Below are 23,862 nucleotides of genomic sequence, written 5' to 3' on the forward strand. Positions count from 1 at the left end.
CGGAGAACCCCACATGAGCCGCACTTCCCCCCACACGCACGACGAGGGCGGCCAGGTGAGCCGCCGCGGTCTGCTCAAGACCGCCGGCGGCCTCACCGCGGCCCTCGCCCTCGGCGCCACCGCCACCGCCACCACGGCGAACGCGGCCCCGGCGACCTTCACCCACCCCGGCATGCTGCACAACGCCGGCGACATCAACCGCGCCAAGGTCAGAGTCGCCGCGGGCGACGACCCCTGGGCCTCCGGCTGGCGCAGACTGACCGCCAACTCCCACTCGGCGTCCAGCTGGACGCCCCGCCCCACCGCCACGATCATCCGCGGCGGCACCGGCGAGAACTACCCCCAGCTCTACAACGACATCCACGCCGCCTACCAGAACGCGCTGCGCTGGCACGTCGGCGGCACCGCCGCGAACGCCGACTGCGCGGTGCGCATCCTCAACGCCTGGTCGTCCACGCTCACCAGCATCACCGGCAACGCCGACCGGTACCTGGCCGCCGGCATCTACGGCTGGCAGTTCGCCAACGTCGCCGAACTCATGCGCGGCTACGCCGGGTTCGACCTGGGCCGCTTCAAGACGATGATGCTCAACGTCTTCTACCCGCTGAACGACCGGTTCCTCCGCGAGCACAACGACGCCTGCATCACCAACTACTGGGCCAACTGGGACCTGTGCAACATGGCCTCGATCATGGCCATCGGGATCCTGTGCGACGACGGCGCCAAGTACGACCAGGCGGTCACCTACTTCAAGAGCGGCGGCGGCAACGGCCAGATCCAGCGGGCCGTGCCGTTCCTCTACCCGGGCGTCGAGGGCTACGACCTCGGCCAGTGGCAGGAGTCCGGCCGCGACCAGGGCCACACCGTCATGGGCATGGGCCAGATGGGCGCCCTGTGCGAGATGGCCTGGAACCAGGGCGACGACCTGTACTCCTACGACGGCCGCCGCTTCATGAAGGCCGCCCAGTACGTCGCCAAGTACAACCTGAACATGAACGTGCCCTACACCACCTACACCTGGGGCAGCGGCCAGACCTGCTCCCAGCAGTCACAGACCGTGATCGGCTCCGGATCCCGCGGCCAGGTCCGCCCGGTGTGGGCGATGCTCCACTACCACTACGGCCGGCGCCTGCTCCTCGACGACAAGTACATCGCCCAGATGTGCTTCTCCGTCGCCCCCGAGGGCGGGGGAGGTGACTACGGCACCACCAGCGGCGGCTTCGACCAGCTCGGGTTCGGCACGCTGATGTACGCCAAATAGCCGTCAAGCCGGTTCGTGCACCGGAATACCGGTGGACCATGTGGTGCTCTGGTAGCACCGGTGCACGAGCGCGGCGAAGGGCTGGTGGGCAGATGACGGCAGGCCAGACGGATCCCGTGGTCAGGAGCCCGTACGGGGCCGTACGCGGCAGATACGAGCGGGGAGTCGCGGTCTTCCGCGGCATCCCGTACGCGGCGCCCCCGTTCGGCCCCCGCCGCTTCCGCCCGCCCGTGCCCCTCCCGCCCTGGGACGGCGTCCACGACGCCGGCGCCTTCGGCCCCACCCCGCCGAAACCCCCGTACTCCGAGGCCTTCGCGCACTACCTGTCCGATCCGGTCGTGCCGGGCGACGACTGCCTCAACCTCAACGTCTGGACCCCGGAGCCCGATCCCGGAGCCCGGCTCCCCGTCCTCGTCTGGCTGCACGGCGGCGCCCTGACCAGGGGCTCGTCCGCCGTCCCCGTCTACGACGGCCACGCCTTCGCCCGCGACGGCGTGGTGTGCGTCTCGATCAACTACCGACTGGGCGTGGAGGGCTACGGACTGTTCCCGGACACGCCCCCGAACCCGGGCCTGCGCGACCAGATCGCCGCCCTGACCTGGGTGCACGAGGCCATCGAGGCCTTCGGCGGCGACCCCGGCCGCATCACCCTCTTCGGTCAGTCCGCCGGGGCGATCAGCATCGGCGCCCTCATCGCCGCCCCGCAGACGCAGGGGCTGGTCCGGCGGGCGGTCCTCCAGAGCGGGCCGCCCGAGGCGTCCGAGCGGGCCAAGGTACGGCGGATGGTGCGCCGTATGGCCTCCCGGCTGAAGATCCCCGCCACCGCCGAGGCCTTCGCCGCCGTCGACCGCGACCTGCTGCTGCACACCCAGGCCGAGGTGGGCAAGCTCAGCAGCCCGGTGGTCGGCGGCCCCGCCTTCGGCATCGTCATCGACGGCGACACCGTCCCGCGCGACCCCCTGGAGGCCCTCACCGAGGGCGGCGCCGCCGCCGGCGTCGAGCTGATGATGGGCTGGACCCGCGACGAGTACCGGCTGTGGCTGGTCCCGGGCGGCCTCATGGACCGCGTCGACCGCCTCGGAGCCGTCGCCTTCGCGGCAGCCATGGCCCGCTGCCACTGCGGCAGCGAGGTCCCGCGCGGCTACCGCGCCCTGCACCCCGAGGCGCGCACGGCGGACATCGTCGGCCAGCTCGTCACCGACCATCTCCTCCGCATCCCCCTGCACCACCTGGCCGACGCCCGTACGGAACCCTCGTACGTCTACGAGTTCGCCTGGCCCTCGAACCTCCCCGACCTCGGCTCCTGCCACGCGCTGGAGCTCGGCTTCGTCTTCGACACCGGCGAGGCCCCCGAGTCCCGCAAACTGGCCGGGGAGGGCGCCCCGCAGGACCTGGCCGACGCGATGCACGCCGCGTGGGTGCGCTTCGCCAGGGACGGCGACCCGGGCTGGGAACGCTGGGACGCGGCCCACCCGGTGCGGGTCTTCGGAGACCGCGCACCGGATGCCGAGAACGGCGTGGCCTACACGGCGTACGGGCCCCGCGACCGCGAACTCGCCCTGTGGGCGACCGACGCCGCCGCCGTCACTCTTGAGGAGCCAGTGCCGACAGGAAGGCGGTCCAGGTGGCGGGGGTGATGGTGAGGTGGGGCGTGGTGGGGGTCTTGCTGTCGCGGATGTGGACGGCGGTGGACTGAGCTGACACTTCGACGCAGTTGCCGCCCTCGTCGCCGCTGTAGCTGGACTTGAACCACTCAGGTGCGGTGCTGCTCATGCCTCTCCCAGAAGACGGTCCAGCAGGTCCCTCGTGTCCTCGGGGGTGAGGGCCTGTGACCGCAGCATCGCACACTTCTGCGTAAGGATCGCCACCTCATCCGGGTCGGCGATGAGCTGGCTGCCGCGCTGGTTCTCCGCGTAGGCGAGCCGCTGGTGTTCGGGCGTTTCCAGCAGGACAAACGGACCGTTGAGGCCCGCGTGACTGGTCCGATTCATCGGCAGGACCTGGAACATGAGACCCGGCAGTTCCGAGCACGCGCGCAGGTGCCGCAGTTGCTCGATCCAGACCTCCCTGCCGCCGATGGGTGCTCGTAAGACCGGCTCCCAGACCACGAAGCAGGTGATGGGCGGGTTCTTGCCTTGCAGGATCCCCTGGCGTTCGATGCGCGCCGCCACCAACTGGGCGATCGTGTCCTCGTCGTAGAACGGCACGCGGCTGCGGAACACCGCCCATGCATACGGCTCCGTCTGGAGCAGGCCCGGCAGCACCTGGTTCTCGTAGGACGAGATCGCGATCGCCTCTCGCTCCCGATCCAGGAACTCCTCCGCCCACAACGGGATGAGATCCACCTCCGGCATCTCCGACAACGCAGCCACCAACGCCCCCTTCGTATCCAGGAGTTGGTCCAACTGCTCCGCGAGATCCATCTTCAGTGGCCGTCTGCCCTGCTCGATGGACGCGATCTGCTGCTCGCCGACGACGAAGATCTCCCCGAGGGACTTCTGCGTGTACCCGGCCGCCTCCCGGAAGAGGGCGAGCAACGCGCCCACCATCCTCATCGCCGAGGCGTTCCTGCGTGACCGTCGTGACCGTGTCGTGGTGCTCATGGCGGCGAACTCCCCACCCGCGCGCGTACTTGCACTGTTGCGCGCACGTACAACATGGCTGTACGAGTGCGCGCTCTGTTCCATGATGGCCACGGAGTGTGACCGTCGTCCCGTGAATGACGAAACTCCACTTCTGTTCCAACCTCCGTCCCCACGCGAGCGGTTCTACCGCCGGGAGCGCCAGTCCGTCCCGGCCGCACGCGCGTTCGCACGCGACGCGCTCCAGGACTGGGGCGCGTACGCGCGGGCGGACGACGTGCTGCTCTGTGTGAGCGAACTGGCGACGAACGCGCTGGTGCACGGCGTGCCGCCCGGCCGTGGGTTCCTGCTGAGGCTGGTGCCGTACGACGAGGACGGTGGCGTACGGGTCGAGGTGCACGACAGCGGTGACGGCGTGCCGGTGTTGCCGCGGCAGGACGTCCATGAGCCCGGCGAGGGCGGACGGGGTCTGTTGCTGGTCTCGGAGTTGGCGGACAAGTGGGGCGTGGGGGCGAGGTGCCCGGGCAAGATCGTGTGGTGTGAGTTCGAAGGCCGTGGCCGCTGCGGTGGCGACGGCAAGACCTCGAAGGCAACTGGGGCACTGGTTGGTCGGGGCAGGGTTGCTGTACACCGGCTTCACCGTGGGGGGTAGCTTCAGCAGGCCGGCTGGTCGGGCGTCTCCTGCCGGATCGTATGGAATGGATGGGAAGGTACGTTGTGCCGATCGTGTGCATCGCGGCGTCGGTGCTGCTGCAAGCCGGGGTGTTCGGCTACATCTCCGGACGGCTGGACGCCACAGCGAGCCTGACCCTTTCCTGTACAGGGTTCGGAGTCGCGGCCGTGCTGTTCAACGCCGCGCTGCTCGTGCGCCGGGCGCGGCGCGGACCGGCCGCCGCTTCACCGAAGGCCACAGGGCTGCTCGCGCTGATGAACGTGGTCACAGCGGTCACCTTTCTGGGCTTCTACGCCTCGTTGAGCTGGGTGCCCTCCGCGCTCGCCACCGGGGTCGAGACGGCAATCGGGCCGGCCGTCCTGGCCCTGCTCGGGCTGGCCGGGTACGGGCGTCGCGCCACCAGGCAGGGCTGGGCGGCCGCCGCCGTGTTGCTCCTGCTCGGCCTCGGCATCGCCTGGAGCTTCACCGGCACCGGCGGGATCCAGCCGTCGGCCGGGACGGCCCTCGGGCTGGCTCTGGTGGTCGGCGCCGGCACCGGGGCCGCCGTACTGGCGCTGATCTCAGCCGAGTTGGGGAGGCGCGGCATCGACCCCGTGTACGTGACCGCCCACCGCTTCCACCTCACCTACCTGTGCGGTGGGGCACTCCTGGTGGCGGTCGGCGGCCCGAGTCGCCGGTGGGTGGCCGAGCCGACCGACGTGCTCCTGCTGGGCGTGCTGGCGGTGGCTGTCCCGCTGTTCCTGCTGCAGGCCGGTCTGCAACGCGCGGACCCGATGGTGGCCATGGTGCTGCTGACCACCCTGCCCGGCGCCACGTACCTCGCCGAGACCGTCTTCCACGGCGGGTTCAGCGCCACGTCGCTCGCGCTGATCTGCTGCCTGATCGTCGTGGCCCCGTGGTACGCCCGGCTGTCCAGGCGGGAAGCAACGGGCGCCCGCGGTCGGGACGTACAGCAGCGAAATACGGCACCCACCGCTACCACAGGCACCTGAAGCCGCCTCCTAGGCGCGGAGCAACAGCATCACACCTGCGACCACCGTGGCGAACAGCACCGCGGCGACGCCGTGGGCGAGGCGGTGGTGGCGCAGGAAGGGGAGGAAGCGGTCGGCGGCGTACCGGCCGGGGCCGGTCAGGGCCAGCGAGGCGGAGGCCACGGTCAGGAGCAGCTCGTACTCGATGCCCTCGGGTGCGAAGAAGCCGCCGTCCCACTTCACGGCCATCGCGTTGATCATGGTGCCGACGATCGCGGCCCCCGCGAGTGGCGTGAGCAGGCCGTGCGCCAGACCGAGTCCCCCGAGGGTCTCGCTGAGCCCGGCCACGACGGCCATCGTCCTGCCCTGCGGGTAACCGACCGTTGAGAAGAACTGGCCTGTGCCGTCCAGGCCCGCGCCGCCGAACGATCCGAACAGCTTCTGCGCGCCGTGCGCCGCCATGGTGAGGCCGACGGCCAAACGCAGCAGCAGAAGACCGACGTCGTACGCGTGTGGGGGCGCGCTGTGTCCACTCCGTGGGTCGAGCGCCGTGTCTCGGCCGGGGGAGAGCGTGGTGGAGGGAGGCATGGGGTTCTGTTCCTTGTCTCGGTGCGCTTGAGCGGGGTCGTCGTCAGCCTTGTTCGAGCTTCGCCAGTTCCGCCTGGTACCACGCGCCGACCTCGGCGAGGATCGCCCCCTGGGGCAACGCCCAGTCGGGGGACCACTCGGCCAGAGTGGCGAGCACCGTGTTGGGCACGCTGCCGGCGTGGGCCATGCGATCGACCGCGATATCGTGCGCGTACTTGTTCTGCCCGCCCACCGCGTCCGCGACGAACGCGGTCCTGAGACCGTCGGCCTGCATGTCTACGATCGGGTAGGCCAGGCAGATCTCGGTCCACAGGCCGCACATGACGAAACGGCGGCGGCCGGTCTTCAGGACCGCCTGGCGGAAGGCGTCGTCGTCCCAGGCGTTCATCGTGGTGCGGTCGATCTCGGGAAGGTCCGGGATCTCCTGACGCAGCTCCTCAGCCGTGGGGCTGTTGACGCCCGACTCCACACCGACCGTGCTCAGGACGACCGGGATCCCCGCCTTGACCGCGAAGCGGGCCAGCACTCTCGCGTTGAGCATCATCAGCTTGGTGTCGATGGAGTGGACCCCGGCGACCATCTCCGGCTGGTAATCGATGAGCACCAGCGCGGAGTTGTCGTACATGAACAGCTCGCCCGTCGCCCGGCCCTTGGACGCTGCGGCAGCGGCCTGTGGCGCAATCATCGAGGCGGTCACAGCGGCAGCGGCTCCACCCGTGGCAGCCATCACACCACGGCGGCTGAAGTGCTTGGTCATCAAAGCTCTCCCTGCGAAGGATTCGTCCAGCACCGCAGCCTCATGGCCACAGCGCTCTCGCGACCACCGACCGGGAGCGCTGTAGCTGACACGTCACCCATGTGCTCGCGGTGGCTCTTGATCGAGTCGGTCCGAGGGCTCCATCCTTGGTCGCGCCACTGATCCGGGTCCATGACGCACTTCGCCCGTTTCATGAACCGATCGGCTAACGCTGCTGATCAGCGCGTACCATCGGGCGGAGCCAGGCCACCACAATCACCGCATGCCCGCCGGGGTAGGAGTCACCGTGGACCTCAACCTGCATCTCGTGCGCTACCTCGCCGCGGTCATCGACGAGGGCCACTTCGGCCGCGCGGCGGAACGGCTCTACATCAGCGCACCCTCGCTCAGCCAGCAGGTCCGCAAACTGGAGCGTGCGCTCGGCGTCGAGCTGGTGGACCGCTCCGCGCACCCGGTGCGCCCCACCCCGGCCGGCGAACGCTTCCTGGCCGAGGCGCGTGACGCGCTCGCCGCGGCCGACCGGGCTGTCGCCGCCCTGGAGGCCCACCGCCACGAGCTGGCCACCACGCTCCGGGTCGGTTTCATCACCGGTGCGGTCGGCCGGTTCACCCCGCACGTGTTCGACGAGTTGCGCCGCGAGGTCCCGGACGTATCCGTTCGGTTGATGGAGCTGCCCTGGCCACAGCAGGCCTCGGCCGTACGCGACGGCGTCGTCGACGCGGCGCTGGTACGGCCCCCGATCACCGAAGCGGCCGGCCTGCGCCTGGATGTGGTGCGCCACGAAGCCCGGGTCGTGGCACTGCCCGTTACGCACCGCCTCGCGGCTCACGCGGAGGTCTCGCTCACCGACCTGGACGGCGAGGTCCACGTCACCTACGACGAGGCCGATCCCGCGTGGGTGCGCTGGGGCGCCTGCGATCCACGCCCCAGCGGGGCTCCCGTCCGCTACGGCCCGTCGGTCCGCACCATCGACGAGTTGCTGGAGGTCGTCGCCACGGGGCAGGCCGTCGCGATCACCGGCGCGTTCGTCGACGGCTGCCACCGCCATCCCGAGGTCACGCTCGTCCCGGTTGCCGGGGCCGAGCCGTGCCCGATCTCGCTGTGCACCCGCACGGACGACAGCTCACCGCTTGTCGCCGCACTGCGCCGAGCCGTGCACCGACTGCGCGCCAACGACCCGACGCAGCCCAGTAGTTCGCGGGAACCCCAGCCGGAGGCAGTGCCCGTCCCCACCCGTTCCGATCGGTGACGCTACCGACTCCAGTGGGCCGGCGGCGGCCCCACCGAGTCCCGCACCACGACGTGCGTGCCCAGCAGCAGGTGCTCGTCCGGAGCACCCGGCGTGTGTTCGAGGGCCGTGCGGACGGCGAGGCGGCCGAGTTCCTCGTAGGGGACGTGGACCGTCGTCAGGGCGGGGTGCAGGTCACGGGCGAAGGGGATGTCGTCGTAGCCGGCGAGGGAGACGTCGCCGGGGACGCTCAGGCCCGCCTCGTGCAGGGCGGTGAGGGCACCCGCCGCGACCATGTCGGTGGACGCCACCACGGCCGTGAAGTCGAGGCCGTCCTTGAGGGCTTGCTGCATCAGGCGGTGGCCCGCGTCCCGGGTGAAGTCGCCGTGCAGGAGGAGGGCCGGGTCGGGGGTCAGGCCCCGGGCCCGGTGGGCCGCGAGATAACCGCGTTCGCGGCCCAGGGCCGTGGTGTGGTCCGTCCGGCCGCCGAGGAACAGCACCCGGCGGTGGCCCTGGGCGAGGACGTGGGCGACCAGCGTGTAGGCGCCGCCCTCGTTGTCGTACTCGATGACGGCCACCGGGGCGCCGGGGTCCAGTGGCGGTCTGCCGCAGAGGACCAGGCGGGAACCGGCCGAGGCGAGGGAGTCGGCCATGCGGTGGGTGCGCTCGCGGTACTCGGGGGTGTCGGCCGTGCCGCCGACCAGGATCACGGCGGCGGCGCGCTGGGCGCGCATCATCTCGACGAACTCCAGCTCGTGCCGGACGTCGCCCTCCGTGCTGCACACCAGGCAGAGGTGGCCGAGGCGGGTCGCCTCGCGTTCGACGCCGTGTGCCATGTGCGCGAACGACGGACCGGTGATGTCCTCCAGCACGAAGGCGAGCGTGGGCGTGCCGACGCCCGCGATCGCCTTCGCCCGCGCGTCCGCCACGTAGTCCAGCTCGCGGACGGCCCGCATGACGCGCCCGCGCGTCGCCGCGCTCACCGGGTACACGCCGCCGAGCACCCGGGACACCGTCGACGCCGAGACCCCCGCGCGGGCCGCCACGTCCCGGATGGTGCTGCGGCTCGCGTCCCCGCTCTTCCTCGTCATGACTGCCTCGTCTCTCCGGGCGCCGGTCCGCACCCACCCCTCGGGAACTGCGGCAACACCATGGCAACCGGTTCCCTGGACGGAGGCTAGCAGTGGGGAGGGGAGGGGGAGGAGTGCTGTGCGCGGACCGGTGTCAGACATTCCGGGGTGAACGGCCGCCATGACGGTCAAGGCCGCAAGGCGCCCTGGTGCCGCTTTGCGTACGACCAGGTCACCGCGGTCATCAGGGCCGGGACGGCGAACAGCGGGGCGAAGGCGAACGCCCAGACGGTCTGTGCCGTACCGCTCGACATGTACGTCTGGCTCTCGACGGTGAAAGCGACCACGAGTTGCCACAGTGCCACCAGGACCAGGGCGCCCGAGGCGGTCCAGGCCAGCGGGGTGAGGACCCTGGGGCGCAGCGGCCTCCACCGGTCGCTGACGAGCAGCAGCGGAAACAGAGCGGCCAGCTCGGTGAGGACGGAGAGGCCGACGACGTATGCGATGCCCCAGCCCGGGATGTCGAAGACGTCGCGCAGCACTTGGTCGCTGTAGCCCACATGGACACCGGATGCCATGGCGATGCGCCACAGGCCGGACGGGACTGCGCACCAAGCGATGGCGTGGGCGGCGCGGCGAGCCCAGACGGGTGCGGGTGCGGGTGCGGTGGCGCGGAGAGGGGCGGTCGCTGTCGTCATGACGTACATGCTGGCCCTGGACCCGGCGGCCACGCCTCGTCCGCTACGGCGGACCGTATCCGCCCCGCGGATGAGGGCGCACCCGCTGAGGGAGGACCTGAGGAGGGCTCAATCGCCGGACGTCACCGGCGCCTACCACGTCCGCAACTCCGAGAAGCTGTCGCGTGCGGCGCGGGAGACCGCCGTCAGCCGCTGAACCCGGCGATGTCCGAGATCGCCTCCGGGCCGACCCGGCAGCAGCCGCCGATCAGGCGGGCGCCGGACTGCTGCCAGCCCTTCACCTGGTCGGCGGTGAAGGTGGAGCGGCCGGTCCAGGCGCGGGCGTCGGCGTCCCAGGTCTCGCCGCTGTTGGGGTAGACGACGACCGGCTTGCCGGTGACCCGGGCCGCGATCGCGGCGGCGGTGTCCGCGTCCTCGGGCGCGCAGCAGTTCACGCCGACCGCGATCACCTCGTCCGCGTCGGCGGCCAGGGCGAAGGCCTCCTCCAGCGGCTGCCCGGCGCGCGTGCGGCCACCGGCGACGGAGTACGTCAGCCAGGCCGGCACTCCGAGCCCGCGCACCGCGCGCAGCAGTGCGGTGGCCTCGTCGGCGTCGGGGACCGTCTCCAGGGCGAGGACGTCGGGGCGGGCCGCGGCCAGCACCTCCAGGCGGGGGCGGTGGAAGCGCTCCAGTTCGTCGACCGTGAGGCCGTAGCGCCCCCGGTACTCGGAGCCGTCCGCGAGCATCGCCCCGTACGGGCCGGCCGAGGCCGCCACCCACAGGGGGCGGGAGACGTGTGCGAGCCGGGCCGCGTCACGCGCCAACTCGACGCTGAGAGCCATGAGTCCGGCCGCCTGATCGTGGTCGATCCCGCGCTTGGCGAAGCCCTCGAACGTGGCCTGGTAGCTGGACGTGATCGCCACGTCCGCGCCCGCCCGGAAGTAGGCGAGGTGCGCCTCGGTGATCGCCTCCGGCTGCTGCGCGAGCAGCCGCGCCGACCACAGCTCGTCGCTCAGGTCGTGCCCGGCCGACTCGAGCTGGTTGGACATGCCGCCGTCGAGGACGACGGTCCCGGTGGCGAGGGCTTCGGCGAGGGTGAGGGTGCTGGTCATAAGAACGACCGTAGTCGAGACCCGGCGGCGGACCCCAGCCGATTGTGTCCAGTCCATGAACAGGTCGCCCAACATGTGGGACAGCGGGTTACGATCACGACCCTCCCCCCTCCGCTCGTCAGGAACCCCCATGACCGTCCCCAGCCCCGCCGAGGCAGCCGAACCCGTCGAGCCGGCCCCGGCACCCCCTCCCCGCCGCACCTTCGGCCTCGCCGCCGCCACGGCCCTCGTCATGGGCAACATCATCGGCGGCGGCATCTTCGCCCTCCCCGCCACCGTCGCCCCCTACGGCACGATCAGCCTGCTCGCCTTCGTCGTGCTCTCGGTCGGCGCGGTCGCCCTCGCCCTGCTCTTCGGCAGGCTGGCCCGGCGCAGCCCGGTCACCGGCGGGCTGTACGTCTACCCCCGGGACGCCTTCGGCGAGTTCGCCGGATTCCTGTCGGCCTGGTCGTACTGGACGATGTGCTGGGTCAGCATCGCCGCCCTGGCCGTCGCCGTCGTCGGCTACGTCGACGTCCTGATACCCCTGCACGGCAACCACGCCCTCCAGGCAGCCGTCGCCATGGCCGCTCTCTGGCTGCCCGCCGCGGCGAACTTCGCGGGCACGCGGTGGGTCGGCACGGTGCAGGTCGTCTCCACGGTCCTGAAGTTCGTACCGTTGCTCCTGCTGGCGACCATCGGCCTGTTCTTCGTCGACACGGACAACTTCGGCCCGTTCAACGCCTCCGGCCAGAGCGTCTCCGGCGCGCTGGCCGCCTCCGCCGCGCTGCTGCTGTACAGCTTCCTCGGAGTGGAGTCGGCCGCGGTCAGCGCGGGCGAGGTCCGCGACCCCGGGCGCACGGTCGCCCGGGCGAGCGTCCTCGGCACGCTGGCCTCGGCCCTGGTCTACATCCTCGGCACGGTCGCCGTCTTCGGCCTCGTCCCGCACAGCCGGCTCGTCGACTCCGGCGCCCCGTTCGCCGACGCGGTGAACGCCCTCACCGGCAGCTCCTGGGGCGGCACCGCCATCGCCCTGGTCGCCGTCGTCTCGATCACCGGCTGCCTCAACGGCTGGATCCTCATGGCCGCGCAGATGCCGTACGCCGCCGCCCGCGACGGTCTCTTCCCCGCACCCTTCGCCCGGGTCGGCAAGGGCGGCGTCCCCGGCTTCGGCGTCTGGGCCTGCGCGGTCCTCGGCACGCTCCTCATCGCCCTCAACTACACGGCGGGCCCGGACACCACCTTCCGCGTCCTCGTCCTGATCACCACGTTCACCGGCTGCGTGCCGTACCTGCTGTCGGCCGCCGCCCAGCTCTACTGGCTGGCCCGCGGCACCCGCGAACGCGTCCGCCCCGCGGGCCTGGTCCGCGACCTGATCGTCGCCGTCCTCTCCTTCGGCTTCTCGTTCTGGCTGATCGCGGGCGCCGGGTACGCGGCCGTCTACCAGGGGGTGCTCTTCCTGTTCGCCGGGATTCCGGTGTACGTGTGGCTGCGGGGGCGGCGGGAGGCGGACACCCCCTAGGGCCACACCGCAACGTCGCCACCCCAGGAATGGACCACCGTTACGGTTGCTCTTCTGTCTTGACGGTGAACGGTCCGGTGGCGTGCGCTACACACGCGGTGACGTCCGTTGTCTCGCCCGCCGCCAGACCCGCCTCGCACAGCCGGCCGCCGTTCTCGCGCAGGTCGAGGTAGAAGCGCGTGGTCTTGCCGTCCTGCTTGAGGCCGTGAATGCGTTCGTCGATGTAACCGAGGCTGTTCAGGGTCTTCCGGACCTTGACGGGGGTGGGCTCCACGACCTTTTGCAGCGCCTCGATGATGCGCTGTTCGTGGTGGACGCTCGTGCACCAGTCGTGCCGGTCCAACTCGGCCGCAGGCCCTGTGAGGGGGCCGGGCTCGATCGGGTCAGTCGGGGGCGTTTCCCCAGGGGCAAGACTCCGCACCGGCTCCGGACCGGTCGACTTTCCGGGCGGCGCCGGCGGGACCCCGTCGGACGGGGGACACATCTGCGCGTACATCTCCAGCATCGCCGCGAACGCCTCCTGCTCGGGGGATGGCGCGGTGGGTCTCGCCTTGGAGGCGACGCTGCTGACCGGCCCACCCTGTGGGCCACTGCCCTTCACCTCACTTCCGCAGCCGGTGAGTGCCAGAGAGGCGAGAGCGGCAGCCGCGAGACCGCGCCGGTGATGGGCGAATGCGCTGATGGAGGCACGGATGTGTGTCATATGCAGAGTCTCCGGCCACCACCACTCGCTCCGCTTGAGTACGCGTACTCAGTGCCCCGGCTCCGTGCCCCCCAAGATCGTGTGTCAGACAGCTCTTAGTCCTCCCACAACAGGAACGAGCTGTCGTCACCGGGACGCCGGTAACCGTCCAGGTACCGACCGGTCTCCAGTGCGTCGGCGGTGTAGTGCAGCAGCGCGGGCAGGGAGACCCACATGGGATGGGAGGACAAGTGGTCGGCGCCCAGCTTGTCGTGCTCGTGGATGCGCTCCTGCGGCCGGGAGACGTCCAGGTGGAGCACACCGCCCGCGCCGTCGGAGGCGAAGGGGATCCACGACGGGGCGTAGGCGGGGGGAGACCCGTCACCCCAGACCTTCGTCTTGGACCGCCAGACGGTCACGACCTCGTCGGTGCTCAGGATCTCGTACAAGGGCGGCAGGCAGAAGTTGCCGCTGCCGTTGTGGCCCAGCAACAGGAGGGCGTGGTCGGGGTGGAGGCCCATGCCGAGCTGCTCCTCGGCCCGGGCGAGGTCCGCAGGGGTGGCCGCGGGAGCCAGCTCCCGGGCGCTTCCGCGTTCCTCGAGCCAGCGTTCCACGCGCTGCCACGACTCGCCGAGCGGAGCGGGCTCCATGTGTCCTCCTGCCGGTCCGGGACGGACCTCACCGTAAGCTTGCGGGATGCCTGAAGTCGCCGTGGCGGAAGCCGAGTTTCGCGAGATTTTCGATTCCGCAGCCTCCGGAAGGACCACCCTCGTACCTCTCACGCACAACCCTTTGAACGGCGTCACCGCGGGCGTGTGGCGCGTCACGGGTGGCGGCCGGTCGGCCGTCCTGAAGGTGCTGACGCGGACGAAGGAGACGAGCGCCACGTGGGCCGCCTCCAACGACCCCCGGCACTGGAACTTCTGGCGCCGGGAGGCGTACGTCTACCAGTCCGGGCTCGCCCAGGTCTGGCAGCGGCACGGCATCCGCGCGCCCCGGCTGCTGGCCTGCGTCGAACGCCCCGACGGTGACCTGGCGTTGTGGCTGGAGGACGTGCCGGGCGAACCGGCGACGGCCTGGCCGCTCGCCCGGCACGTCGAGCACGCGCACCGGCTCGGGGCCGCGCAGGGCGCGGTGGGCGCCGGGGAGGACCGACCGTGGCTGTCGCAGCGCTTCCTGCGCGACTACACGGCAGGCAAGACGACCGGCCGGCACTTGCTCGACGACGACGAGGCCTGGCGACACCCGCTGATCCGGGAGCACTTCCCGGCGGGCCTGCGCGAGGACATGGTCCGTCTCCGCCACGACCGCGAGTGGTTCCTCACGGTCATGGAGTCCCTGCCGCGAGCCTTCTGCCATCTCGACCAGTGGCCGGCCAACGTCCGCTCCGACGGCCGCGACAGTGTCCTGCTCGACTGGGCGTTCGCCGGGGACGGCGCGCTCGGTGAGGACCTCGGCAACTACCTCCCCGACTCCGTCTTCGACCTGTTCCTCCCCGCCGCCGACCTCCCCGGCCTGGCCAAGGCGGCCTACGACGCGTACGTGCAGGGCCTGCGCGAGAGCGGCTGGCGCGGCGACGAACGGCTCGTACGGCTCGGCGTGTGCGCCTCCGCCGTGAAGTACGACTGGCTCACCGCACTGATGCTCGCCCGGGCGGACGACGAGCAGCCGGCCTACGGCGGCCAGGGCGCCGTCCCCGCCGGACTCCGCTACCGCGAACGCGGCCTGACCCTCGCCTTCCTCGCCGACTGGGCGGCCGAGGCCCGGCTGCTGGCTCCCCAGCTCGGCTTCCCGGAGGCGCCGAGCGGCCGCTGACGGCGGATGTGCGAGGCTCACCGCCGGGAGAAGGGAAGAGCATGGCCCGCGTCGTCGAGTTGTTGTACTACCCGGTCAAGGGATGCGCCGGGATCTCGGCGGCCCAGGCGCCGCTGACACCCGCCGGTCTGGCGCACGACCGCAGCTTCATGGTCGTCAGCGACGAAGGCGTGTACCGGACCCAGCGCCGGGATCCCCGCCTGGCCGTCATCCGGCCGGCCGTCACCGCCGACGGCGAACGCCTCACGCTCAGCGCGCCAGGGACCGAGGACCTGCACCTCCGGGTGGACACCACCGGCGCCCGGCAGAAAGTGGACCTGTTCGGGACCGCTTACCAGGGCATCGACCAAGGCGACACGGCAGCCGACTGGCTCTCGGAGGTGCTGCGCGCCCGGAGCCGGCTGGTGCGCGTACCGCCGGAACACGACCGGGTGACCGACGGCATGACGCCGGGCACGTCCGGCTACGCCGACAGCTGCGCCCTGCACGTCGTCTCGCGCTCCACCCTCGAACTCCTCAACCGGAAACTGGGCGAACGCGGCGCGAGCCCGCTGCCCGTGAACCGCTTCCGCCCCAACATCGTGCTCGACGGCTGGGCCGAACCGCACGCCGAGGACCGCGCCCGCCGCATCCGCATCGGCGACACCGAACTGGGCTACGCCAAGCTCGCCATCCGCTGCGCCGTCACCCTGGTCGAGCAGGAATCCGGGGCCAGGGCGGGCCCGGAACCGCTGCGCACCCTCGCCGGCTACCGGCGGGCGTCCGAGGGCGGCATCGCCTTCGGCGCGAAGTTCGCCGTGCTGCGGCCCGGCAGGGTGTCCGTCGGCGACGAAGCGGTCGTCACGGCGTGGGGCGAGTCCGAGCTGTGAGCCGCAGCGAGCCGCCGCCCGTCGGTCAGCAGTTTCACCAGGTCATAGCACCATTCCAAGCCGCTCTGCTGCATCCGGGTGGATCCTCACGCCGGCCGCAACCGGCTTCCCCTCACGCGAAGTCCCCCTCCACAAGACAACCCAAGCGTTGAGAGGAGCCTGTCCATGGCCCACACCACCACCACGCCTGGCCGGCCGTCCTGGGCACACGACGACTTCCTGCTGCCGCCGCCCAACCCCGCCCAGCGCCTCAACCTCACCCTCCCCGCGCGGGATGTGCACCGCCTGGAACTCCACGCGGCACTGACCACTGCCGGCGTCGCCCCCATGCCCGGCGACCGCGAGGCCATCGACCACCTCAGCACCCTGCCCGACCATGTCCACACGGCACTGCACCGCTGGCTCACCCACACGACCCAATAATCAGCCCCACCAGGGACGCGGTCACCGACACACACCTGATGAAGATCCTCACCGTCTGACGACCTGAACGGGAACCGGCCTGCCCTCACTGCCGCGCGCGGGCCGCGTGCCGGCCGGCACGCCGGCTGCCCCGGCCGCGTCGCGCCGCCACCGGTACGGCGAGGCTGACGACGAGGGCCAGCCCGAGGGCGTACGGCCACCAGCCGAAGCCGACGTCCTCCGACCTTCCGGCGCTCCGGGGCGCCACGGCGCCGGACGCGGACGCCTCGGGCGCGGTCGGGGAGGGACTCGGGGCGGTCTTCGCCGTCAGGGCGACGTCGTTGCCGTCTCCCGCCCGGTAGTCGATGCGGTAGGTGGTGTCGCCGAGCTTCAGACGGGCGCCTTGCCGCAGCCCCTCGAACGTTCCCGAGATCCTGCCGTCGCCCCTGTGGTCGAGGACGGTGACCTCACGAGCCGGCCGGCCCCGGCCTCCGAGGGCCGAGACGTCGAGGTCCCCGGCCAGCCGTACCGTCCCCGTCACTTTCAGCGGCTTGCCGCGCAGGACCAGCGTGCCCTTGGAGCTCTGCGTGTAGGGGCCGTTCACGGTGAGGCCGGTCGTGACGGCGCCTTCGTTCGTCACCGCTCCCGCGACCGTGCCCTTGCCGGTGAGCGTGGTCGCGACGTGCAGACCCGCCGGGCCCGTGTCCAGCCGTGCCCCGGCCGCCGTGAGCCGTATGGCCCTGCTGCGAGTGAGCGTGGCGCCCCTTCGCAGGGCGAGCGTGCCCTTGGAGACGGTGGTCGTCCCGGTGTACGTGACGGCGGCACCCGTCAGTGTCGTCGTGGCGGCTCCCGACTGGGTGAGCGAGCCGCTGCCGCCGACGCGGGAGAGGGTGAGAGGCCGGTTCGTGTTGCGCAGGACGAGCGAGCCGTCGTTGACGACCTTGTAGTGGCCGCCCGCCGTGTACAGCCCGCCGTCCCCGCCCCGCTTTCCGCTGCCCAGCCGGAGCACTGCGCCCTTCTCGACCGTCGTCGAGCCGTCGTAGTACTGGACGGCCGCGAAGGTCACGTCGTTGCCGGGGGTTCCGGCGATGACGATGTCGCCGGCGCCGGGGGCCGCGAGGGTGTCGTGGAACACGCCGCCGCCGATGGGGGCGCCGAGCGTCACCGGGCCGTCGTAGTCGAAGGTGAGGCGGGAACGGGAGCGGGCGGCCAGGAGGTTGATGTAGACCGTCTCGGCGGTGCCCGGCATGAAGATCCTGTTCGTGGTGCCGTCGCCCCACTGGACGTTCGCGCCCTTGATGTTGGTGCCGCGCTTGTTGACGTTCTTGCGGGCCGGCGTCCAGTTCAGGGCCGGGTCGCTGAGCGACGGGTCCCTGTCGCCGCCCCGGTCCGACCAGCTGTACTGGCCGGTGAGGATCACCTTGCTGCCGGGCCGCGACTGGACGTTGATGTCGCTGCCGTACTCGCGCTGGTAGAAGTCCATGCCCATCGTGACGGTCCGGCCGAGCGGCGTGTCGACGGTCCAGGTGCCCTGGTTGAGGACCTTGCGGACGTTCGGGAGCGAGGTCGCGTACTCCGGGCGGCCCGCGTTCAGCTGGGTACCGTTGTCGATCACCCCGGAGAAGGAGTGCGTGCCCGACACGTCCCAGGTGCCCCACAGGAACCTCGGCTGGGTGATCAGCCCGGAACCGCTGATGGTGCCCAGGTTGTACGCGCTCGTCAGCGACAGCCGCAGGGTGCCGTCGACCCGGATGTTGTCCTGGTTGAGGCGGAACGCCGGGGTGTTGTACGGGAAGTGGCCGATCAGTCCCGTCGTACCGCCGTCGCCGTACTGGAGCGTCGCACCGCGCTCCACCGTGACCGCCGGCGGGTCCGGGTTGGCGACGGTGACGTACGGGTGGTTCCCGCCCAGCGTCCGCACCCGCTGCCGGGACTCGGGGAGCGTGAAGTCGCTGTCCTTGGTGAGGACCAGGGTCCCGCTGCCGCGCACCGTGAGCGTGCCCTCGCCGCGGAACACGCCGTCGTACGTCGTCGTCCCGGGCGGCACGGTGACGACCGTGTCACCGCCGAGCGTCACGTCCCGGTCGGCCAGCACGTCGGCGGTGACGTCCCGTGGACCGGCGGCCACCGCCGGGGGAGCGGCGAGCAGGGAGGCGACCGCCGCGAGGACACCGGCGGCCGCTGCTGTGGTGTGGGTGAGACTGCGCACGGGAGGGGAGACGCGGGGGGCGGGGGGCCGATAACAGAAAATCGACGGCTGCCGTTCCACCGCTCAGTGCCGGGCGAACTGCACACGCGTCGGCTGTACGGCGTCCGGACGGATCGTGATGCCGTCGACGGTGAGCTGTTCGCCGTAGATGTCGGTGAGCCTCAGGGCGCCGCCGCAGCCCGTGCCGCCGGGGGAGAGGAAGTAGTTGTACTCGGTGCGGGTCAGCCGGCTCCATCCGCTGCCGGTCTTCACCTCCAGGCGGGCCAGCGGGTTGCGGTGGCCGAGTGCCTGGATGCCGCACCAGTGGCGGCTGGAGCCGGTCTTGTAGCGGATCGATACGGTGTCGGACGTGCTGGGGCTCAACAGGCTCCAGGTGATCGGGATCCGGCCGGCGGAGAGGCCGGCGAGTTTGGCGAAGGCCTCTTTGCTGAGGTCGAGCTGGCCGGGGGCGCAGGGCAGCGGGCATTCGTTGGTGATCCGGACCGTGACCGAGGCGCCGTTCGCCGCGCGGACGAGGATGTGCGCACCGCACGCCTTGGACGTCTCGTAGTCGGTGTGGTTCATCGCCGCGACCATGAGGTCGGGGCTCGGGCCGTACAGGCAGGCGCCGTCGCCGTCCGCGGCGTCGTAGTGGGTGGCGACCCCCTTGTAGGTGGCCTGGGGCTGGATACGTCCCGCCAGTGGTGCCGTGCCGGACGCCGGCCGCGGTGAGGACCGCGGGGGGCCGGTGGGCGAGGGCCGCGCCGACGGGGTGGTCGCGGTCGGCGTCGGGGAGGCCTTGGACGGCTTCGGCTTCGGCTTCTGCTTCTGCTTCGGGCTCGGTTTGGCCTTCTGGGCCGGAGTCGCGGCCGGGGCACTCGACCGGTTGCCGGCGGCGGGCTCGGCAGCGGCTCGCACGGCGTTCGGCTCGCTGTCGGGGCGGAGGGCCATCACCAGCGACAGCAGAACTCCCACCGCCGCCACGGCGACGGCGAGGACGAGGGCCGTGCGCCGCTCGCGGAGGGGACGGCGGCGGGAATGGGATGCCACGGTTGCGTCCTTACGTGGTTCAGGGGAATGCGCGCTTTCGACCCACCAGTCGTCGCCGGGGCCGGAAAGGTTGCCCCTCTTCCCACACCCGGTTCTCTTCGTCCCGTCAGACCCGTTGACCTCCTCGTGGCGCACCCTTACCTTTTCGGCGTTCGTAATGACAGATGGTGTTCGAAATGTCAGACGACGTATCAGACAGCGCATCAGACAACGCCGTGTGTCCCCAGTGAGAGGCAGGCCCCACCGCATGAGCCGCGACCGCGACCACGCTCTGCCCGAACCCCCCAGCCGCAGGCTGCTGCTGAAGGGCGCCGCAGCCGCCGGTGCCCTGGCCGCCGTCCCCGCCGTCCCGAGTGTGGCCCAGGCCGCCACCCCGGCCAGGCCCCCCAAGCCGGCTCCCTTCGTGAACCCGCTCGTCCGCAACCGGGCCGACCCGCACATCAACCGGCACAAGGACGGCTTCTACTACTTCACCGCCACCGCCCCCGAGTACGACCGCATCATCCTGCGCCGCTCCCGCACCCTGAACGGCCTGGGCACGGCCGACGAGTCCGTGATCTGGCGCGCCCACCCCACGGGCGACATGGGAGCGCACATCTGGGCGCCGGAACTGCACCGCATCGGCGGCAAGTGGTACATCTACTTCGCCTCGGCGCCCGCGGAGGACGTCTGGGCGATCCGCATATGGGTGCTGGAGAACGCCCATCCCAACCCGTTCAAGGGCACCTGGGTGGAGAAGGGCCAGGTGAAGACGGCCTGGGAGACCTTCTCCCTGGACGCCACCACCTTCACCCACCGCGGCAAGCGCTACCTCGCCTGGGCGCAGCACGAGCCCGGAATGGACAACAACACCGGCATCTTCCTGTCCGAGATGGCGAACCCCTGGACCCTGAAGGGCCCGCAGGTGCGGCTCTCCACCCCCGAGTACGACTGGGAGCGCATCGGCTTCAAGGTCAACGAGGGTCCGTACGTCATCAAGCGCAACGGCCGCCTCTTCATGACGTACTCGGCCAGCGCCACCGACTTCAACTACTGCATGGGCCTGCTGACCGCGGACGCCGACAGCCACCTGCTGGACCCCATCAGCTGGACCAAGTCGCCGACGCCCGTCTTCACCAGCAACGACACCACCAAGCAGTACGGCCCCGGCCACAACTGCTTCACCGTCGCCGAGGACGGCCGCACCGACGTGCTCGTCTACCACGCCCGCCAGTACAAGGAGATCAACGGCGACCCGCTGAACGACCCCAACCGCCACACCCGCATCCAGAAGCTCGGCTGGAAGCCGGACGGCACCCCGGACTTCGGCATCCCGGTCGCCGACACCGTGAAGGCGGGTGGCTGAGATGAGACGCGTGTACGCCGTCCTCCTCGCCCTGTGCCTGGGCATGTTCGGCGCTCTCGCCACCGCGGGCCCCGCCCAGGCCGCGCCCCAGACCATCACCAACGGCACCCAGTTCAAGGACACCTCCGGCAACCCGGTCCACGCGCACGGCGGTGGGGTCCTCAAGGTCGGCTCGTACTACTACTGGTTCGGCGAGCACCGCAACGCCGACAACACCTTCCGGTATGTCGACGCCTACCGCTCGACCGACCTGAAGAACTGGGAGTTCCGCAACCACGTCCTGACCGAGGCCAGCGACCCGGAGCTGGCGACCGCCAACATCGAGCGGCCGAAGGTCATGTACAACGCGTCCACCGGCAAGTTCGTGATGTGGATGCACAAGGAGAACGGCACCGACTACAGCGAGGCCCGCGCGGCCGTCGCCGTCTCCGACACCGTGGACGGAAACTACACCTGGAAGGGCAGCTTCCGTCCGCTCGGCCAGCACATGTCCCGCGACATCACGGTCTTCGTCGACACCGACGGCGCCGGGTACATGATCTCCGCCGCCCGCGAGAACTACGACCTCCAGATCTACCGCCTCACCGCCGACTACACCGGCATCGCGAGCCTGGTCGCCAACCCCTGGCCCGGCGGCCACCGCGAGGCCCCGGCACTGTTCAAGCGGAACGGCGTGTACTTCATGCTGACCTCGGGCGCCACGGGCTGGAACCCCAACCAGCAGCAGTACGCCACGGCCACCAGCATCGCCGGCCCCTGGTCGGCCATGAAGAACATCGGCGACTCGACGACGTTCGGTTCGCAGACCGCCTTCGTCCTTCCGGTACAGGGCGGTTCGGGCACCTCGTACCTCTACCTGGGCGACCGCTGGGGCAACTCCTTCGGCGGGACCGTCAACGACTCGCGGTACGTGTGGCTGCCGCTGACCTTCTCCAACTCGACCACGATGTCCATGTCCTGGTCGCCGGAGGTCACCCTCGACACGGCCGCCGGGACCGTCTCCGGCACGAGCGCCACGTACAACACCCTCATCGCCCGCCACTCGTCCAAGTGCGCGGACGTGACCAGCCAGTCGCTGTGGGCGGGCGCGCAGCTCAAGCAGTACGACTGCAACGGCGGCACCAACCAGAAGTACTGGTTCAAGTCCGTCGGCAGCGGCTCCTACCAGCTCATGGTCAGGAACAGCTCGCTGTGCGTGCAGGAGAACGCGAGCACGGTCACGCAGGAGAACTGCAACGCCTCCGCGACGAGCCAGCAGTGGTCGCTGACCACCACCGGCTCGTACGTGAACGTCAAGTCCCGTGCGACCGGCGAGTGCCTGGACGTGAACGGCGCGTCCACCACCAACGGCGCCGCGCTCATCACGTACACGTGCAACTCAGGCACCAACCAGCAGTGGACGCGCGGGACATGACGATCCTGACCGTCCCTAGGCCAGCAGGTCGATCGCGTCGACCGCCGTCCCCGCACTGAGGAAGCCGGTCGCCCCCGACCCGCTCACCACGTCGATCCTGAGCACGTTGTACTGACTCGGGTCCGTCTTCCAGGCGGACGCCGGGACGGTGTACGTGAACGTGTGGTTGTTGCCGCGGTACGAACCGTTGGTCAGTGACCGGGTGTTCGGCTGGGTGGGCGGGGCGGGGGCGGCGGAGGTCCAGGCATCGTTCACCGTCACCTGCGGGCGGCCGTTGGCGTACGCCGTCGTCACCCCGATCCGCAGGGTGTGCGCGGCGGCCGCCTGGGCCGCCGTCAGCCGGAAGTACACCAGGATCCCGCTGTTGACGTCCTTCCAGAGGTAACAGGGGAAGGCCGCGGTCTCGCCGTCGCCGATGACGACGTTCCCGGTCCAGGACGCGGCCCGCACGTCGGACGGATGCGCGTACGTCATCAAGTCGGCGTTCTTGAACCCGCCCGGCGTGCCGTTCCAGTCGCCGATCCGCCAGATCGCGCTCGCGTGGGACGGGTCGTTGGAGGCCGGGATGGCGATCGTGTTCAGGGTGGTCGTGCCGCCCGCCGACACGCTCACCGGCGTGGTGTACACCGCCAGCTCGCCCTTGAAGACGGTCAGCGTGTACGTCCCCGGCAGCACACCCGGGACGGAGAAGTAGCCGTCCGAGGAACGCGCCGAACCCCAGTACTGTGCCGCCGCGTTGGCCAGCCCGACCGTGTACGGGTACGCCGTGTTCCGCCCGGATATCCCGACGCCCGTGACCTTGCCCCGGCCGCTCGCCGGCACGTACCCGGGGATGCCGAGCGAGTCGGCCCACGGTGTGGTCAGCGTGCCCGGGAACAGCGCGGAGGAGGGCGCCCCGCCGTCCGTGAAGGCGATGACGTACGGGCCCTGGAGACCGAACCGCTGGTCCTCGGTCTGGTTCTGGCCGTAGTAGAGGATCTCGTACAGGCCGCCGCCGTCCGCGCTCTGGTGGCGCAGCAGGGAGCGGTAGAAGGGGCCGCCGGAGGCCTTCTCGTGGTTGCTGCGCACCATCCACAGGCCGACGCCGCCCGCGGACCAGCCGATGTGGTCGTAGTCCATGACGCGCCGCTTGGAGTAGTGCTTGGAGCGGGTCTGCCCGTCGGACTTCCGGAACACGTCCGAGGCCTCGATGGCGGTGGGGGCGTATGTGTACGAGTCGGGCTCGTCGTTGAGGAAGGCGCCCTTCTTCACGCGCACGATGTACCGGGTGGCGGAGACGGACGTGTCGGCCTTGTTCGTCCACAGGTAGACGTTGTTCTCGCCGTTGCGGGCCGCGTAGTAGTGCCTGAGCGTGCCGTGCGTGACCGAGACCAGGATCGTCGAGCCGGACTGCCTGATGCTCACGGTGGAGGCGCCGAGGCCGGACTCGATGTGTGAGTTCATGCCGCCGTAGCCCTGGTACTCCGTGCCCCGGTAGACCAGGGAGGTCAGGTCGCCGGTGGACTTGCTGACTTTGAGGACCAGTTGGGCGCCGGTGTCGACGACGTAGTCCGAGCCGTCGTCGGTCCAGCCGAAGCCGGCTGCGTGCGCCGTGCCGGTGAGGGCCGTGCCGGCGGCGGCGGTGGCGCCGAGGACGAAGGCGCGGCGGCCGACCGGTCTCTTCGAGGATCCGGACAT

Annotated in this window: 23 protein-coding genes and 1 pseudogene; 12 read left to right on the plus strand and 12 right to left on the minus strand. The window is 70.8% G+C overall.

All coding sequences use genetic code 11. The features are described from left to right. The first annotated feature begins 13 nt into the window (after positions 1–13). Both CP976_RS34030 and CP976_RS34035 read left to right on the plus strand, forming a co-directional pair. Positions 14–1,261 carry an alginate lyase family protein gene (locus CP976_RS34030; protein WP_150483755.1) on the plus strand — a complete coding sequence of 416 codons (1,248 nt, stop codon included), beginning with the start codon at positions 14–16 and terminating at the stop codon, positions 1,259–1,261. Positions 1,262–1,353: 92 nt separating this feature from the next. Beyond that, a complete protein-coding gene (locus CP976_RS34035) occupies positions 1,354–2,898 on the plus strand; it encodes a carboxylesterase/lipase family protein (RefSeq protein WP_150483756.1) in 1,545 nt (514 codons plus the stop codon). Here the strand turns inward: CP976_RS34035 and CP976_RS34040 are convergent. Next, positions 2,846–3,034, minus strand: a complete 189-nt coding sequence (locus CP976_RS34040) for a DUF397 domain-containing protein (protein ID WP_150483757.1) — start codon at positions 3,032–3,034, stop codon at positions 2,846–2,848. The genes CP976_RS34035 and CP976_RS34040 overlap by 53 nt on opposite strands. Further along, entirely contained in the window at positions 3,031–3,864 is an 834-nt protein-coding gene (locus CP976_RS34045) for a helix-turn-helix domain-containing protein (protein ID WP_167537473.1), read from the minus strand. The genes CP976_RS34040 and CP976_RS34045 overlap by 4 nt, the downstream gene beginning before the upstream one ends. Before the next feature lie 85 nt (positions 3,865–3,949). On the opposite strand from CP976_RS34045, the pseudogene CP976_RS34050 reads away from it, so the two are divergent. After that, a pseudogene (locus tag CP976_RS34050) lies at positions 3,950–4,390 on the plus strand (ATP-binding protein); the annotation flags it as partial. A gap of 155 nt (positions 4,391–4,545) precedes the next feature. Next, entirely contained in the window at positions 4,546–5,508 is a 963-nt protein-coding gene (locus CP976_RS34055; RefSeq protein WP_150483758.1) for a hypothetical protein, read from the plus strand. A 9-nt stretch (positions 5,509–5,517) separates the two neighbouring features. On the opposite strand, the gene CP976_RS34060 is transcribed toward CP976_RS34055, so the two are convergent. Together CP976_RS34060 and CP976_RS34065 are read right to left on the minus strand one after the other, a co-directional pair. Further along, positions 5,518–6,075 carry a DoxX family protein gene (locus CP976_RS34060; RefSeq protein WP_150483759.1) on the minus strand — a complete coding sequence of 186 codons (558 nt, stop codon included), beginning with the start codon at positions 6,073–6,075 and terminating at the stop codon, positions 5,518–5,520. A gap of 43 nt (positions 6,076–6,118) precedes the next feature. Next, positions 6,119–6,832 (minus strand): isochorismatase family protein, encoded by a 714-nt coding sequence (locus tag CP976_RS34065; RefSeq protein ID WP_150483760.1) that lies wholly within the window; start codon positions 6,830–6,832, stop codon positions 6,119–6,121. A 262-nt stretch (positions 6,833–7,094) separates the two neighbouring features. Between CP976_RS34065 and CP976_RS34070 the strand changes: the two genes are divergently transcribed. Next, a complete protein-coding gene (locus tag CP976_RS34070; RefSeq protein ID WP_150483761.1) occupies positions 7,095–8,081 on the plus strand; it encodes a LysR family transcriptional regulator in 987 nt (328 codons plus the stop codon). A gap of 2 nt (positions 8,082–8,083) precedes the next feature. Here CP976_RS34070 and CP976_RS34075 read toward each other — a convergent pair whose 3' ends face one another. Further along, positions 8,084–9,151: a LacI family DNA-binding transcriptional regulator gene (locus tag CP976_RS34075; RefSeq protein WP_150483762.1), complete on the minus strand. Its 1,068-nt coding sequence runs from the start codon at positions 9,149–9,151 to the stop codon at positions 8,084–8,086. Positions 9,152–9,318: 167 nt separating this feature from the next. Continuing rightward, positions 9,319–9,837, minus strand: a complete 519-nt coding sequence (locus CP976_RS34080) for a hypothetical protein (RefSeq protein ID WP_150483763.1) — start codon at positions 9,835–9,837, stop codon at positions 9,319–9,321. Here CP976_RS34080 and CP976_RS43320 point away from each other — a divergent pair. After that, positions 9,827–10,024, plus strand: coding sequence for a hypothetical protein (locus CP976_RS43320; protein WP_190146828.1), 198 nt, complete (start codon positions 9,827–9,829; stop codon positions 10,022–10,024). The genes CP976_RS34080 and CP976_RS43320 overlap by 11 nt on opposite strands. Here the strand turns inward: CP976_RS43320 and mmuM are convergent. After that, on the minus strand, positions 10,014–10,919 hold the full coding sequence (gene mmuM / locus CP976_RS34090; protein ID WP_150483764.1) for a homocysteine S-methyltransferase: 906 nt from the start codon (positions 10,917–10,919) through the stop codon (positions 10,014–10,016). The two genes, CP976_RS43320 and mmuM, sit on opposite strands and share 11 nt — an antisense overlap. A gap of 130 nt (positions 10,920–11,049) precedes the next feature. On the opposite strand from mmuM, the gene CP976_RS34095 reads away from it, so the two are divergent. Beyond that, complete coding sequence (locus CP976_RS34095; RefSeq protein WP_150483765.1) at positions 11,050–12,420, plus strand: amino acid permease; 1,371 nt, start codon at positions 11,050–11,052, stop codon at positions 12,418–12,420. 40 nt (positions 12,421–12,460) lie between these two features. On the opposite strand, the gene CP976_RS43930 is transcribed toward CP976_RS34095, so the two are convergent. Both CP976_RS43930 and CP976_RS34105 read right to left on the minus strand, forming a co-directional pair. After that, positions 12,461–13,123 carry a hypothetical protein gene (locus tag CP976_RS43930; protein ID WP_150483766.1) on the minus strand — a complete coding sequence of 221 codons (663 nt, stop codon included), beginning with the start codon at positions 13,121–13,123 and terminating at the stop codon, positions 12,461–12,463. Positions 13,124–13,218: 95 nt separating this feature from the next. Next, positions 13,219–13,752, minus strand: coding sequence for an SMI1/KNR4 family protein (locus tag CP976_RS34105; protein WP_150483767.1), 534 nt, complete (start codon positions 13,750–13,752; stop codon positions 13,219–13,221). Positions 13,753–13,894: 142 nt separating this feature from the next. Between CP976_RS34105 and CP976_RS34110 the strand changes: the two genes are divergently transcribed. The 3 genes from CP976_RS34110 to CP976_RS34120 all read left to right on the plus strand — a co-directional run bounded on the left by CP976_RS34110 (position 13,895) and on the right by CP976_RS34120 (position 16,209). Further along, positions 13,895–14,917, plus strand: a complete 1,023-nt coding sequence (locus CP976_RS34110) for an aminoglycoside phosphotransferase family protein (RefSeq protein WP_229875307.1) — start codon at positions 13,895–13,897, stop codon at positions 14,915–14,917. 41 nt (positions 14,918–14,958) lie between these two features. Further along, positions 14,959–15,786, plus strand: coding sequence for an MOSC domain-containing protein (locus CP976_RS34115; protein ID WP_150483769.1), 828 nt, complete (start codon positions 14,959–14,961; stop codon positions 15,784–15,786). A gap of 165 nt (positions 15,787–15,951) precedes the next feature. After that, positions 15,952–16,209 (plus strand): hypothetical protein, encoded by a 258-nt coding sequence (locus tag CP976_RS34120; protein WP_150483770.1) that lies wholly within the window; start codon positions 15,952–15,954, stop codon positions 16,207–16,209. Between the two features lie 85 nt (positions 16,210–16,294). Here CP976_RS34120 and CP976_RS34125 read toward each other — a convergent pair whose 3' ends face one another. Next, positions 16,295–18,397, minus strand: a complete 2,103-nt coding sequence (locus CP976_RS34125) for an autotransporter (RefSeq protein ID WP_150483771.1) — start codon at positions 18,395–18,397, stop codon at positions 16,295–16,297. A 63-nt stretch (positions 18,398–18,460) separates the two neighbouring features. Continuing rightward, positions 18,461–19,426 carry an expansin EXLX1 family cellulose-binding protein gene (locus CP976_RS34130; protein ID WP_150483772.1) on the minus strand — a complete coding sequence of 322 codons (966 nt, stop codon included), beginning with the start codon at positions 19,424–19,426 and terminating at the stop codon, positions 18,461–18,463. Positions 19,427–19,673: 247 nt separating this feature from the next. Here CP976_RS34130 and CP976_RS34135 point away from each other — a divergent pair, with 247 nt between their 5' ends. Together CP976_RS34135 and CP976_RS34140 are read left to right on the plus strand one after the other, a co-directional pair. Next, complete coding sequence (locus CP976_RS34135; RefSeq protein ID WP_150483773.1) at positions 19,674–20,771, plus strand: glycoside hydrolase family 43 protein; 1,098 nt, start codon at positions 19,674–19,676, stop codon at positions 20,769–20,771. Position 20,772: 1 nt separating this feature from the next. Beyond that, entirely contained in the window at positions 20,773–22,185 is a 1,413-nt protein-coding gene (locus CP976_RS34140) for a family 43 glycosylhydrolase (protein WP_150483774.1), read from the plus strand. Between the two features lie 15 nt (positions 22,186–22,200). On the opposite strand, the gene CP976_RS34145 is transcribed toward CP976_RS34140, so the two are convergent. Beyond that, positions 22,201–23,862, minus strand: coding sequence for a rhamnogalacturonan lyase B N-terminal domain-containing protein (locus tag CP976_RS34145; protein ID WP_150483775.1), 1,662 nt, complete (start codon positions 23,860–23,862; stop codon positions 22,201–22,203).

This window comes from Streptomyces coeruleorubidus (assembly GCF_008705135.1).
GTDB lineage: Bacteria > Actinomycetota > Actinomycetes > Streptomycetales > Streptomycetaceae > Streptomyces > Streptomyces coeruleofuscus.

What these genes read in the sequence shown, in the direction of transcription:
- mmuM (WP_150483764.1), bottom strand. Translation starts at nt 10,919, where the DNA reads ATGACCAGCACCCTCACCCTCGCCGAAGCCCTCGCCACCGGGACCGTC.
- CP976_RS43930 (WP_150483766.1), bottom strand. Translation starts at nt 13,123, where the DNA reads ATGACACACATCCGTGCCTCCATCAGCGCATTCGCCCATCACCGGCGC.
- CP976_RS34045 (WP_167537473.1), bottom strand. Translation starts at nt 3,864, where the DNA reads ATGAGCACCACGACACGGTCACGACGGTCACGCAGGAACGCCTCGGCG.
- CP976_RS34080 (WP_150483763.1), bottom strand. Translation starts at nt 9,837, where the DNA reads ATGTACGTCATGACGACAGCGACCGCCCCTCTCCGCGCCACCGCACCC.
- CP976_RS34035 (WP_150483756.1), top strand. Translation starts at nt 1,354, where the DNA reads ATGACGGCAGGCCAGACGGATCCCGTGGTCAGGAGCCCGTACGGGGCC.
- CP976_RS34095 (WP_150483765.1), top strand. Translation starts at nt 11,050, where the DNA reads ATGACCGTCCCCAGCCCCGCCGAGGCAGCCGAACCCGTCGAGCCGGCC.
- CP976_RS43320 (WP_190146828.1), top strand. Translation starts at nt 9,827, where the DNA reads ATGACGTACATGCTGGCCCTGGACCCGGCGGCCACGCCTCGTCCGCTA.
- CP976_RS34055 (WP_150483758.1), top strand. Translation starts at nt 4,546, where the DNA reads ATGGGAAGGTACGTTGTGCCGATCGTGTGCATCGCGGCGTCGGTGCTG.
- CP976_RS34135 (WP_150483773.1), top strand. Translation starts at nt 19,674, where the DNA reads ATGAGCCGCGACCGCGACCACGCTCTGCCCGAACCCCCCAGCCGCAGG.
- CP976_RS34075 (WP_150483762.1), bottom strand. Translation starts at nt 9,151, where the DNA reads ATGACGAGGAAGAGCGGGGACGCGAGCCGCAGCACCATCCGGGACGTG.
- CP976_RS34145 (WP_150483775.1), bottom strand. Translation starts at nt 23,862, where the DNA reads ATGTCCGGATCCTCGAAGAGACCGGTCGGCCGCCGCGCCTTCGTCCTC.
- CP976_RS34120 (WP_150483770.1), top strand. Translation starts at nt 15,952, where the DNA reads ATGGCCCACACCACCACCACGCCTGGCCGGCCGTCCTGGGCACACGAC.
- CP976_RS34140 (WP_150483774.1), top strand. Translation starts at nt 20,773, where the DNA reads ATGAGACGCGTGTACGCCGTCCTCCTCGCCCTGTGCCTGGGCATGTTC.
- CP976_RS34040 (WP_150483757.1), bottom strand. Translation starts at nt 3,034, where the DNA reads ATGAGCAGCACCGCACCTGAGTGGTTCAAGTCCAGCTACAGCGGCGAC.
- CP976_RS34115 (WP_150483769.1), top strand. Translation starts at nt 14,959, where the DNA reads ATGGCCCGCGTCGTCGAGTTGTTGTACTACCCGGTCAAGGGATGCGCC.
- CP976_RS34070 (WP_150483761.1), top strand. Translation starts at nt 7,095, where the DNA reads ATGCCCGCCGGGGTAGGAGTCACCGTGGACCTCAACCTGCATCTCGTG.
- CP976_RS34065 (WP_150483760.1), bottom strand. Translation starts at nt 6,832, where the DNA reads ATGACCAAGCACTTCAGCCGCCGTGGTGTGATGGCTGCCACGGGTGGA.
- CP976_RS34060 (WP_150483759.1), bottom strand. Translation starts at nt 6,075, where the DNA reads ATGCCTCCCTCCACCACGCTCTCCCCCGGCCGAGACACGGCGCTCGAC.
- CP976_RS34105 (WP_150483767.1), bottom strand. Translation starts at nt 13,752, where the DNA reads ATGGAGCCCGCTCCGCTCGGCGAGTCGTGGCAGCGCGTGGAACGCTGG.
- CP976_RS34030 (WP_150483755.1), top strand. Translation starts at nt 14, where the DNA reads ATGAGCCGCACTTCCCCCCACACGCACGACGAGGGCGGCCAGGTGAGC.